The sequence below is a fragment of the Pseudomonas sp. E6002 genome, from assembly GCF_013385565.1.
In the GTDB taxonomy this organism is placed as follows: Bacteria; Pseudomonadota; Gammaproteobacteria; order Pseudomonadales; family Pseudomonadaceae; genus Aquipseudomonas.
Genome location: NZ_JACAPT010000059.1, coordinates 1 through 11,874, shown reverse-complemented (window position 1 = coordinate 11,874; position 11,874 = coordinate 1). Strand labels below are relative to the sequence as shown.

Annotated in this window: 9 protein-coding genes; 3 read left to right on the top strand and 6 right to left on the bottom strand. The window is 62.0% G+C overall.

Features of this window, described 5'->3' with window-relative positions:
• Positions 1-56 precede the first annotated feature (56 nt).
• From xylB to HX815_RS31075, 5 genes are read right to left on the bottom strand one after another with little or no spacing between them, the layout of a single operon-like run.
• The gene (xylB, locus tag HX815_RS31095; protein ID WP_177029473.1) at positions 57-1,532 is read right to left on the bottom strand and encodes a xylulokinase; all 1,476 of its coding nucleotides are present in this window, start codon (positions 1,530-1,532) and stop codon (positions 57-59) included.
• A gap of 1 nt (position 1,533) precedes the next feature.
• Positions 1,534-2,526, bottom strand: coding sequence for a LacI family DNA-binding transcriptional regulator (locus tag HX815_RS31090; RefSeq protein ID WP_134326642.1), 993 nt, complete (start codon positions 2,524-2,526; stop codon positions 1,534-1,536).
• Positions 2,527-2,547: 21 nt separating this feature from the next.
• Entirely contained in the window at positions 2,548-3,489 is a 942-nt protein-coding gene (locus HX815_RS31085; protein ID WP_003209710.1) for an ABC transporter substrate-binding protein, read from the bottom strand.
• Between the two features lie 33 nt (positions 3,490-3,522).
• Complete coding sequence (locus HX815_RS31080) at positions 3,523-4,491, bottom strand: hypothetical protein (protein WP_003209708.1); 969 nt, start codon at positions 4,489-4,491, stop codon at positions 3,523-3,525.
• A 25-nt stretch (positions 4,492-4,516) separates the two neighbouring features.
• Positions 4,517-6,049, bottom strand: a complete 1,533-nt coding sequence (locus HX815_RS31075) for a sugar ABC transporter ATP-binding protein (RefSeq protein ID WP_003209705.1) — start codon at positions 6,047-6,049, stop codon at positions 4,517-4,519.
• 409 nt (positions 6,050-6,458) lie between these two features.
• On the opposite strand from HX815_RS31075, the gene HX815_RS31070 reads away from it, so the two are divergent.
• Genes HX815_RS31070 through HX815_RS31060 form a run of 3 tightly spaced genes read left to right on the top strand, consistent with a single transcriptional unit; the run spans position 6,459 to position 9,460 of the window.
• Positions 6,459-7,814: a HAMP domain-containing sensor histidine kinase gene (locus HX815_RS31070; protein ID WP_087692323.1), complete on the top strand. Its 1,356-nt coding sequence runs from the start codon at positions 6,459-6,461 to the stop codon at positions 7,812-7,814.
• The gene (locus tag HX815_RS31065) at positions 7,799-8,182 is read left to right on the top strand and encodes a response regulator (RefSeq protein ID WP_008430409.1); all 384 of its coding nucleotides are present in this window, start codon (positions 7,799-7,801) and stop codon (positions 8,180-8,182) included. The genes HX815_RS31070 and HX815_RS31065 overlap by 16 nt, the downstream gene beginning before the upstream one ends.
• A gap of 9 nt (positions 8,183-8,191) precedes the next feature.
• A complete protein-coding gene (locus tag HX815_RS31060) occupies positions 8,192-9,460 on the top strand; it encodes an EAL domain-containing response regulator (RefSeq protein ID WP_003209700.1) in 1,269 nt (422 codons plus the stop codon).
• Here the strand turns inward: HX815_RS31060 and HX815_RS32055 are convergent.
• Entirely contained in the window at positions 9,441-10,076 is a 636-nt protein-coding gene (locus HX815_RS32055) for a methyl-accepting chemotaxis protein (RefSeq protein WP_371132487.1), read from the bottom strand. The genes HX815_RS31060 and HX815_RS32055 overlap by 20 nt on opposite strands.
• Between the last annotated feature and the right edge of the window lie 1,798 nt (positions 10,077-11,874).

The following is an 11,874-nucleotide window of genomic DNA, read 5'->3' as shown; positions in this document are numbered from 1 at the left end:
AGAGCGGAACCAATAGCAGCCGTTACCCAAATAACGGATATACACCCAAAACTTCCCTAATCGTGCAAAGCCTTAGCCGCCCCCAACAACCCCCGAAACTTCAAATATCGCGCCTGCAAAACAGCCTGTTGAGCGCCGTCCGGGAAAAACCGTTGCTTCACCGGCATCCCCGCCTGCAACAGCGCCGCACCCTGGCCGCTCGACAGGAACCCCAACTTCGCTGCACCAATACACGCCCCCAACTCACTCCCGTGCAACGTGTAGATCTCCCGCCCAAGAATATTGGCCAACAACTGCGCCCAATACTCACTGCGCGCCCCACCACCCACCAACGCACAAGCCCCCACCGTGGCCCCGGCCGACTGCACCGCACTCAGCGCATCCAACAACCCGAACCCAACCCCTTCCATCACCGCATACCCCAGCATGGCCGGCGTGCAGTCATGCCCCAGGCTCATGAAACCACCCCGCAACAACGGGTCGTTATGGGGCGTGCGCTCCCCCGCCAAATACGGCAAAAACAACGGATTGGAAACCGGCACGCCCTGCCCGATCGGCAACTCGGCCTGCACCCGATCCAGCAACGCCTGCTCATCAACCGACCCCGTCAACCGCGTCACCCACCGCAAGCAACTGGCCCCGGCCAGCATGGCGCCCATGGTGTACCAGCGATTAGGCAACGCATGACAAAAACTATGCACCGCACTCGCCGGATTCCCCGCCGAGTGATCAGTAATCGCCACGATGGCCGCACTCGTACCGAGGGTGATAAACGCATCCCCCGCATTCACCGCCCCTATGCCCACCGCCGCCACCGGGTTGTCCCCGCCACCGCCGGCAATCACCAGGCCCTCGGCCAAGCCCAGTCGCCCCGCCGCAGCCGCATTCAAACAAGCACTGGCCGCGCCACCTTCTACCAGCCGTGGCATCTGCGCCAATCGCAAACCCGTGGCCTGCAGCATCGGTTCAAACCATTCACGGTTGGCCACATCCAGCCACAACGTCCCCGCACCATCGGACACATCACTCACGCGCTCACCACTCAAGCGCAGGCGCAGGTAATCCTTGGGCGACAGCACGCAATCAATGGCGCTGAATACCGCCGGTTCATGCTCCTGCAACCACAGCAGCTTGGGCGCCGTGAGACCGGCCATCGGCAAGCTGCCGGTGACGTCGGCAAACTCACTGCCCAAGGCTTCAGCCAGGGCCATGGCACGGGAGTCATCCCAGAGAATCGCCGGGTACAACACCCGGTCGTCTTGCCCCAGCAACACCGCCCCGTGCATCTGCCCGGACAACCCGATGCAGCCGACACGGCCGTAGGCATCCGGCTGATCAGTGCGCAGTTGGTCCAGAGCCTTCAGGCATGCTTGCCACCAATCCTCAGGCGCCTGCTCGGACCAGCCTGCGTGCGGGCGCGAGACCGTCAGCCGCGCGCCCGCATGGGCGAGGACGTTGCCTTGCTCGTCCATCAGGATCGCCTTGAGTTCCGAAGTGCCGAGATCAATGCCAAGGGAAACCGCGTTGTTCATATCAGGGGCAGCCGCATGAGTTACGAATCTTCAGGGTGGGCGCGAGCCGCACGCTGTGTGTTTTACGCTTGGGCGACGCCATGCGCTCAAGCAGCAGGTTGACCGCCCGGGCGCCGAGTTCCTGGACCGGCTGTGCGATCAGGGTCAGGCGTGGCACGAAGAAATCCGCCCAGTCAAAATCATCGAAGCCCACCAGGGCCATCTGCCCGGGCACGTCGATATTCGCATCACGCAAGGCGTGCATCGCACCCAGGGTCATCAGGTTGTTGCCCGCCATGATTGCTGTGGGCGGTGTTGCCAGGGCCAATAACTGCGCGGTCGCTTGCCGTGCCGGCTCGCTGCTGGAACCACCGTTGACCAGCAATTGCGGGTCAAACACCAACCCTGCCGCCTGCAACGCGGCTTGATAGCCGGCCACGCGCTCATCGGAAGTGCCCAGCCCCGCCCGCCCGGAAATAAAGCCGATCCGCTGGTGGCCATGCTCGATCAAGTGCGCCACCAAAGCCTGGGTAGACAGGGTATTTTCCACCCCGACCTGATCGAAACGATCACACATCATCCGGTCCACCAGCACCGCCGGCACTTGATTGGCCTGCAGGTATTCCAGGGCCAGCGAACCGGTAGACGGCGCCAGCAGAATGCCGTCCACCCGCCGATGGTGCAGCGTCGTGACTACGCGCAATTCCTGCTCGGGATCGTCGTGGGTATCGACAAACAACATCATGTAGCCGTGCTTGGCGCACTCGGTTTCAATCGCGTGCACCGTTTCGCTGAAGTAGTGGTTGGACAGTGCCGAGATCGCCACGCCAATCGTATTGGTGGTGGACCGCGCCAGGGACCGCGCCAGCGTGTTGGGGATGTAGCCCACCTGCCGGATCGCGTCCTGCACCGCTTGCACCGTGTCCGGGCTGACCTTGCGGGTGCCGTTCAAGACGTGGGAAACCGTCGACGTCGACACCCCTGCAATTCTTGCCACATCCTCCATGGTTGCCACGGTGCTCACTCCTGGGTGCTTTTAATGCTTGCTTGACCAACCGGCGTAGGAACCGACGTTATCGCGGGTTATCAATTTTGGCGCCAGCAGGGTAACCGCTTCGGCGGGTTGTTTGTCATTGAGAATGTCATTGCCGACATTGACGGCGGTCTGGGCCATGGCCCATGGGTCCTGGCTGGCGGAGGCCTGGATCAGGGTGTCGGTCTTCAGGGCATTCTCGATGTCCGGCGCGCCGTCCACGGAGGTGATGATGATGCCGCTGCGTTTCAGTTGCTTGGCCGCCAGGTCGCTGCCGATGGCTTGCGGGTCGTTGATTGCGAACAGGCCGTCAATTTTCTGAAAGCGTGTCAGGTAGCCCTGCATCACGTTCAAGCCGCCTTCGCGGGAGCCTTTGCCGTCCTGGTCATCTGACAGCACCTTGATCTCCGGGGCGCTGGCCAGCGCGGCTTTGCAGCCTTTGACCCGATCGGTCACGGCGGTGACTTGCGGGCCGTTCTGAATGATCACATTGCCCTTGCCCGACAGTTTGTCGACGATGAACTGGCAGGCGAGCTTGCCGGCCTCGACGTTGTCGGTCTGCACTGTGGCATTCACGCCCTTGGCGTCGACGTCCACGGCCACCACCACGATCCCGGCATCACGGGCTTTCTTGATCGCCGAGGCCATCGCCGACGGGTCGACGGCGTTGAGCAGGATCAGGTCGACCTTGGACGAGATGAAGTTGTCGATCTGCGAGAACTGCTTGCTCAGGTCATAGTCGGCCGACACCGAGGTGACTTTCACCGCCGGGTTCAGCTCCTTGGCCCGCGCCGTGGCACCGTCGGCCAAGGTCACGAAATACGGGTTGCCCAGGGACCCCATGCTGATGCCGATGGCTTTCAGTTCACGGGCTTGCACCGCCTGGGACATCAACACGGCAACGCCCAGGGAGGCGACAACAGGAAACATGCGTTTGAAGTTCATGATGACTCTCTTGTGATTGTTGTTTGAGTGAAATCAGGTCCGCGCACCGGACTGGCGATAGCGATCCAGCGCTACCGCGCCAATGATCACGATGCCCTTGATGATGTACTGCCAGATATCCGAGACGCCCAGCAGCACCAGGCCGTTGGTCAACACCGCGATGATCAGCGCACCAATCAGCGTGCCGCCGATGGTGCCGACGCCGCCGGTAAAACTGGTACCGCCGAGGATCACTGCGGCAATCGCATCCAGCTCATAGGATTGCCCCAGTTGCAGGCCATTGGCGGCGAACAGGCGTGACGCGCTCATCACCGCGCCGAGGCCGGCTAGGGCACCGGACATGGCATAGACGAACAGCAGGACCTTCCACACCTTGATCCCCGACAGCCGCGCCGCTTCCGGGTTGCCGCCCACGGAGTAGATTTGCACCCCCATCACCGTGCGCCGCAGGATGAACCACGACAGCGCAATCACGGCCACGGCAATGATCACCAGCCAGGGGACGCCCAGCACCGAATCGTTGCCAATAAAGGCAAACGGCAAATCAGGGTTGAACACGGTTTTGTCGTCGGCCAACAGGCGTGCCAAACCGCGCATGGCGGTCAGCGCACCCAGGGTGACGATAAACGGCGGCAGGCGCATGAAGGCGATCAGGCCGCCGTTGACCAGGCCCAGCAACAGGCCGAAGCCAACCCCGGCGGCAATCCCGAACATGCCGAACTGCGGTGACATCGACGCTTGCAACGCAACCACAGCCGAAGCCGCAAGAATCGCTCCCACCGACAAGTCGATGCCCGCCGTGAGGATCACAAAGGTCATCCCCGCCGCCAGCACCACGTTGACCGACGCCTGCTGGGTGATGATCGACAGGTTCTGCACCGTCATGAAGTTTTCGCTGGCCAGGGCAAAGCCCACCAGCAACAGCACCAGCACCGGCAACATGCCCACCGTGCGCATCAGTTCGCGAATACGCTCAGCCTTGCCGATCGTTGCCACAGTCATGGTGTTGCTCCCGCTTGTCGTTGAATTAGCCATGGGCGGCCACCTGCTCGCTGCCGGTTGCGAGGTCGATGATCGCCTCCTGGGAAATATCCAGCCCCGATGCCCCGCCCACTTCGGCCACCAGTTGCCCTTCGCGCATGATCAGCACGCGGTCGCAGGTGCCGATGATTTCCGGCAGTTCGCTGGAGATCACCACGATGCCCACGCCGGCCTTGGCCAACTGGTTGATGATGCGGTAGATCTCGGATTTGGAGCCGATGTCTACGCCACGGGTGGGCTCGTCGAGGATCAGCACATGCGGCTTGACCTCCAGCAGCCGTGCCAGCAGCACCTTCTGCTGGTTGCCACCGGACAACGCGCCGACGTTGACCTTGCCCGACGCCACGCGGATCGACAGGGACTTGATCGCATCGCGTGAGCGTTGTGCGGCGTGGCCACGGTCGAGCACGCCACCGGCATGGGCATCCGGCACACACGCACAGACGTTGATGTTGTCGGCCACGCTCATGTCGAGAAACAGACCCTGGGCCTTGCGGTCCTCGGTGAGGTAGACGACACCGGCACGAATCGCATCCGCCGGGTTGCGCAGTTGGGTCACGGTTTTGCCGACCACCTCAAGGGTGCCGGAGGTACGCGGGTCGGCCGCAAAAATCAGCCGCGCCAGCTCGGTACGGCCTGCGCCTACCAAGCCGGCAATTCCCAGCACTTCACCGGCGTGCAGGTCAAAGCTGCAGTTGCGCACGCGCTTGCCGTCGGCCATGTCGCGCACGCGCATCACCACCTGGCCGGGGTCGTAGGCCGCATGTTCCTTCTTGTAGAAACCTGACAGGTCGCGGCCCACCATCATCTTCACCAGCACTTCGGCCGACAGCACGTCCCGCGCCAGTTCGCCGACGTACTCGCCGTCCCGCAGTACCGAGACCCGGTCCGACAGCTCGTAGATTTCCGCCATGCGGTGGCTGATGTAGATGATCGCCAAGCCCTGGCTGCGCAGCTGTTTGATCAGCGCGAACAGGCGGTCGGTCTCCCGGGAGGACAACGGCGTGGTGGGCTCGTCCATCACCAGGATTTTCGCGTGGGCATGCAGCGCCCGGGCGATTTCTACCAGTTGGCGCTCGGCGATGGACAGGCTGGCGACGCGGGTGGTGGGCAGGAACTCCGCGCCGAGCCTTGCCAGCACCTCGGCCACCCCGGCTTCCATGCCCTTGCGGTCGATGGTCCAGCCACGGCGCAGTTCACGGCCCAGGTAAATGTTCTCGGCCACCGTGAGGTTCGGACACAGGCTCAGTTCCTGGTAGATCACGGCAATGCCGAGGGCTTTGGCGGAGGCTGGGTTGTAACTGGCGACGGGCTGGCCATCGATGCGGATGGTGCCGCCGTCGTCGGCCTGGTAAGCGCCGGAGAGGATCTTCATCAAGGTCGATTTGCCGGCGCCGTTCTCACCCATCAAGGCGTGGATTTCACCGGGGTAGACCTTCAGGCTGACGTTCTTGAGCACCCGCAGACCGTTGAAGGTCTTGCTGATGCCCTGCATTTCAAGCAAGGGTTCAAGGCTCATGACTGAGCTCCTGGTTTTATTATTGTTGTGTTCGGGCGTTTGCCGATGGCAGTCATCGGCAGACCTGATTGCTGCCGACTCTAATCAGATACATTTGCTTACGCAAGCGCTTGCGTCAGCCGTTTATCGTTTGATTAAACGTTTCACCTGATGAATAAATGTTCATCCAGCGACCTGGAGTGACTAATTGCAGATAAAACCGCCGTTTTTCCACCTTCACCTATCCGATTGAGTGTTTTTCTAAAAATAACACCGCGTTTGGCCACTACGATCCCTGTCGGTTGCGGTTTATCTGCTATCGTCCAAAGACCTCATCTCCTCCTCTTCGCGCGTGCGCGATCTTCTGTGAGCATGCTCTGCGGCGCCGCCTTTGGCAGCGTCGGGCCTGAAGTTCACGGAACACTGCACCATGGACAACTCTTCAGTCGACAGCCCGGCGGAGCCGCAATCCCGGGCTGAAAAAATCGTCGAATTCAAACGCCAGAAAACCCTGCTCAAGGCCGGCGCCTTGCAAGATGCGATCTTCAACAGCGCCTACTTCTCCAGCATCGCCACCGACGAAAAAGGCGTAATCCAGATTTTCAACGTCGGCGCCGAACGCATGCTTGGCTACGCCGCCGCCGATGTGCTGAACCGCGTCACACCGGCCGACATTTCCGACCCCGCCGAGCTGATCACCCGCGCCGCTGCCCTCAGCCTGGAACTGGACACACCGATCACGCCGGGCTTTGAGGCCCTGGTGTTCAAGGCCTCCCGGGGCATCGAAGACATTTACGAACTGACCTATATCCGCAAGGACAACAGTCGCCTGTCGGCCATGGTGTCGGTGACCGCCCTGCGCAACCGCAACGACGCGATCATCGGCTACCTGCTGATCGGCACCGACAACACCGCGCGCAAGCAGGAAGAGGCGCAACGCAAAGGCTTTGAGCGCGCCCTCGAAGAGAAGAACCTGGAGCTGGAACACGCCAGCCACATGAAGTCCGAGTTCCTTGCCACCATGTCCCACGAGCTGCGCACGCCGCTGAATGCGGTGATCGGTTTTTCCGAGGCGCTCAAGGACGGCCTGGTGGGCGACATGAGCGATATCCAGCGCGAGTACATCGGCGATATCTTCACCAGCGGCCAGCACTTGCTGTCGCTGATCAACGACATCCTCGACCTGTCCAAGGTCGAGGCCGGCATGATGGACCTGGAACTGGAAGCCGTGGAGTTGGCCGGCCTGTTGGCCAACAGCCTGCTGATCGTGCGGGAAAAGGCCGCATTGCAGCGCATCCAGTTGAAACTCGAAAGCCCGGACGACTTCGGCGCACTGGAACTGGACCTGCGCAAGACCAAGCAGATCATCTACAACCTGCTGGCCAATGCGGTGAAGTTCAGCGAGCACGGCGGCTCGGTGACGCTCTCGGTGCGCGAGGTGAATCGTGGGCAAGTGGGGCAGATTCCCGGCGACTGGCCCACCCACGGCTTTGCCCTGCAGCCCAGCGAACATCAACAGTTCCTGGAATTGAGCGTGAGCGACACCGGCATCGGGATCGCCCGGGACGACATGAGCAAGCTGTTCAAGGCCTTCAGCCAGATCGACAGCAGCCTGGCGCGCAAATTCGAAGGCACGGGCCTGGGCCTGGCGATGGTCAAGCAACTCACCGACCTGCACGGCGGCAGTGTCGCCGTGGCCAGCCGCGAAGGCGAAGGCGCGCGGTTTGTGGTGTGGCTGCCGCTGCACCGTGCCGCGGATGCGGAGGCCCCATGGCCGAAATCCTGATCGTCGAAGACAACGAGGCCAATATGCGCCTCGCCCGCCTGCTGCTGGTGAACGCCGGCCACAGCGTGTTGTGGGCCGCCGATGCCGAGACCGGGCTGACCCTGGCCCGGGAAAAACAACCGGCATTGATCCTGATGGACATCCAGTTGCCGGGCATGGACGGCCTGGCAGCCACGTCACTGCTCAAGCAGGACCCTCATACCGCGCACATCCCGGTGATCGCCCTGACGGCCATGGCCATGAAGGAAGACCGTGACAAGACCCTGCGGGCCGGCTGCGATGCCTACATCATCAAGCCCCTGCGCTACAAAGAGCTGTACCAGGTGATCGACACGCTGCTGCAAAAGAACATTACTCCCTCGACTTGAGTCCTCTCCATGGCCAGCCAACCCGCAACGCTGTTGATCGTTGATGATGAAATCCAGGTGCGCAAGCTGCTGGAAACCCTGCTGCGCCACGAGGGTTACCAGACCGTGAGCGCCGCCAGTGGTGAAGAAGCCTTGCAGTTGGTGGCGCAGCGGCCGCCGGACTTGATCCTGCTGGACATCATGATGCCGGGCATGGACGGCTATGAAGTGGCCAACCAGCTCAAGGGCAACCAGGCCACGGCGAACATTCCGATCATCATGCTTTCGGCATTGAGTGAGTCCAGCGCGCGGCTCAGCGGCCTGGAAACCGGTGCCGAGGAGTTCATCAGCAAGCCGGTGGAGCGGGTCGAGTTGTGGCTACGGGTACGCAACCTGCTGCGGCTCAAGGCCCACGGCGATCGGTTGAAAAACCATAGCCAGTTGTTGGAGCAGCAACTTCAACACCACCAAAATGAGTCCTCGCGGTTGAATGTGCATGATCTGGCGCGCCTGGACCTGGAAAAAGCCCTGCGCCTGGCTGTCGAGCGCGAAGAATTCGTGCTGCATTACCAACCCAAGGTCGAACTGGCCAACGGTCAGGTGTGCGCCCTCGAGGCCCTGCTGCGCTGGGACCGGCCCGGTTACGGTGCGGTGTCTCCAGCGGTCTTCATACCGATCCTGGAAAGCCAGGGTTTGATCGTCACGCTCGGGCGTTGGGTGATCGACAACGTGTGCCGCCAGATCGCTGCCTGGCAATCCGGCACGGTGGGCGCGGTGGAGGTATCGGTCAACGTTTCGGGGCATCAATTGATCGAGGGTGACCTGATTGCCGATATCGCCCAGTCCCTCGCCCAGGCCGGCGTGGAAGCGCATTGGCTGGAAGTTGAATTGACCGAAGGCTCGCTGATGGAGAACACCCAGCACACCATCGCCAGCTTGCAGCGCCTGCGGGCGATGGGGGTGAAGATCTCCATCGACGACTTCGGCACCGGCTATTCCAGCCTGGCCTACCTGCGGCGGTTCCCGATTGATACGCTGAAAATCGATATCGCGTTTATCCGCGAAGTCACCAGCAACCCGCAGGACGCGGCTATCACCCGCACCATCATCGAACTGGCCCACAGCCTGAAGCTGCGAGTGGTGGCCGAAGGCGTGGAAACCCAGGCGCAGCTGGAGTTTCTGCGGGAAGCCGGCTGCGATCAGATCCAGGGGTATCTGTTCAGCCGGCCTTTGCCGATGAAGGAGTTGGAGCGCCTGCTGCTGGATAAGCGCAGCCTGGTCAGGCCGCAGCCTCACTGACTTCGAACAACCCCACCAGCTTCTGCAACTTGTTGGCATTGACCCGCACGGTTTCCGCGCTGGTCTGCAACACCCCTACGGTCAGGCGCATTTGCTCCGAAGAGTGGCTGACCTGCTTGATGGTCTTGCCATAGTCGAGGCTGCGGGCGTTGAGCTGCTGGATGATGCTGAACATGCTCTCCACCGCCTGGTGCAGGTGCACGTTCTCCGAGGAGGCGTCCTCGGCCAGGCGCAGGCTGCTGTCGACGTTGGTCACGCCGTTTTCCATGAAGCCTACGGCCTTGCGGGTTTCGCCTTGCAGGCCCTCGACCATCTGGCGAATGTCTTCCGCTGCCTTGGAAGTACGTGACGCCAGGGTGCGGACTTCGTCGGCCACCACCGCAAAACCGCGGCCATGCTCGCCTGCCCGCGCCGCTTCGATGGCCGCATTCAGGGCCAGCAGGTTGGTCTGGTTGGTGATGTCGCTGATCAACCCGGTGATGTTGCTGATCTGTGCCATGCGGCTGTCCAGCAGTTGCACGCTTTCCGAGGAGCGCTGCACCACATCGCGAATCGACTGGGTGCCGACCTGTACCGCGAGGAATTGCTCGCGGGCCCGGCTGACCACCTCGTCCATGGCCTGCTTCATTTGCTCGGCGCTCACCGAGGCTTGCTGGATTTCTCCCAGTTGCTCTTCAACGATGATCATCATGCGGTGGGTCGCGTCGGCCACTTCATGGGACATCAACCCGGCCGCCTCGCTGCGGCCGAGCATCAATTGGTTGGTGTTGCCAACGCTGTGGCTGGCCTTGACCACCTGGCCGACCACCGAATCCAGGCGGTCGATGAAGCTGTTGATCCAGCGGCTCATGTCGCCGGTTTCGTCGTTGACCATGCGCCCGCTGTCCAGGCGTTGGCGCAGGTTGCCCTCGCCTTCGGCAATGGTGCGGATGACCTCGGTCATTTCATTCAGGCGTGCGGCCAGGCGCCTGGGGCCCAGGCGGCTGAACAGCAAGGCCGCGACGACCATGCTCAGCACCTCGCACGCATCGGTCCAGGCGGCGGGCAAGCCACTGTAGTGACGGACCAGGAAGTTGCAGGCAAACAGGCCGGCCATGGTCGCCAGATAGGGCTTCATCAAGCCGTGGCTCAGGGAGCGCCGGCGGTAGACCTCTTCCAGGTCGGCCTCGCACATCATGCCCCAGCGATCCGGCGAGCCCGGCAGTTCGAAGGTCACGCCCTTGCCCACCACCGGGATGTGACGGTAGTCGGAATAGCCGGGATAGGTGACAAACAGGTTCGAGCCCTTGCGGATGGTTTCCCGCACGCCGGGGTGCAGTTGTTGGGTGGCGGGGTCGATAAACTGCAATTCCAGCTCGGTGTGGCGCTGGATCTGTACGGTTTTCCAGGGTGTGTGCACACCGCTCTTGAGATTTTCACCGTGGGTGAAGGTGCCGTCCTCGAAGCGTGAGCGGGACAGCGCAATGCCCGGCTGCAGCGCCGGGTCGAAGCGCGATTGCACCATGAACAGGTAGTTATCGCCGGACTCGGGGAAGATATGCCCGGCCTCGCGCTGGATCAAATCCCCGAGTATGTCGTTGGGCACCCGACCGCAGAGGCAGCCGACCACCCTGCCCTCGCGGGTCAATGGTTGGTAGAACATCAGGGTCACTTCGTCATGGAAGCGCGAGGACGAAGGGCCGATCTGCAAGGTCAGCGGGTCGCTGTAGGGACCGTGGAGGAATGGCGCCTTGAGCCCGGCGGCCAGGGCTTGTTGATTGAGCGCGCGGTGACTGGCCTGGCTCCAGGTACTCGCCAGTAGTTCGCCCTTTGGGTCGACGATAAACAGCTCGGAGAAATCCCCGGCCTGGTGCAGTTTTTCCAGCAGCAGGCTGTTGTCGGTGAGCACGGAATCGCGGGCCAGTGTCGTGGCCAGTTCGTTGAGGTGTTCCCACTGTTCGCGGGTCCAGGTTTGCAGGAGTTTGACCCGGGTTTCGGCAATGGCCTCGAAGGTTTGCTCCATCACCGGGTACACCGCGCGGTTGAGGCGGCAGGACCAGCCCATGGCGAACTTGCCGGTCTTGCCCCACCAGGGCAGCCAGCTTTTCTCGGCGGAAGATAACTGCATCGTGCTGCTCGACAGGCTGCTCATGGCGGACTCCGGGAGTGATGTCTAATTGCCATATTTCAAGGCAATTAATGCGCCAATTAGCTAGCTTGCTATTGATTAGGCTGTCTGGCCTGCCATGCGGGTCAACGGGAGCGAGCTTCCTCGCTACAAAAAGCTGCATGCAATCAAGAGCATGCACCAGCGGGTGGCAGTGAGATCGCTTGTCGGGTGGGATGTCCCAGGGGGACCGTGCCGGGCTGACCATCTCATTAGGGCTCTGCCCCGCCTGTCGGCGCCTCGCTGTGGCTCGGCGTTCCCTCACTCC

Bases quoted from the DNA above. Each gene is read 5' to 3' on its own strand.
- HX815_RS31070 (WP_087692323.1), top strand. From the start codon at position 6,459: ATGGACAACTCTTCAGTCGACAGCCCGGCGGAGCCGCAATCCCGGGCT.
- HX815_RS32055 (WP_371132487.1), bottom strand. From the start codon at position 10,076: ATGGACGAGGTGGTCAGCCGGGCCCGCGAGCAATTCCTCGCGGTACAG.
- HX815_RS31065 (WP_008430409.1), top strand. From the start codon at position 7,799: ATGGCCGAAATCCTGATCGTCGAAGACAACGAGGCCAATATGCGCCTC.
- HX815_RS31075 (WP_003209705.1), bottom strand. From the start codon at position 6,049: ATGAGCCTTGAACCCTTGCTTGAAATGCAGGGCATCAGCAAGACCTTC.
- HX815_RS31060 (WP_003209700.1), top strand. From the start codon at position 8,192: ATGGCCAGCCAACCCGCAACGCTGTTGATCGTTGATGATGAAATCCAG.
- HX815_RS31080 (WP_003209708.1), bottom strand. From the start codon at position 4,491: ATGACTGTGGCAACGATCGGCAAGGCTGAGCGTATTCGCGAACTGATG.
- HX815_RS31085 (WP_003209710.1), bottom strand. From the start codon at position 3,489: ATGAACTTCAAACGCATGTTTCCTGTTGTCGCCTCCCTGGGCGTTGCC.
- xylB (WP_177029473.1), bottom strand. From the start codon at position 1,532: ATGAACAACGCGGTTTCCCTTGGCATTGATCTCGGCACTTCGGAACTC.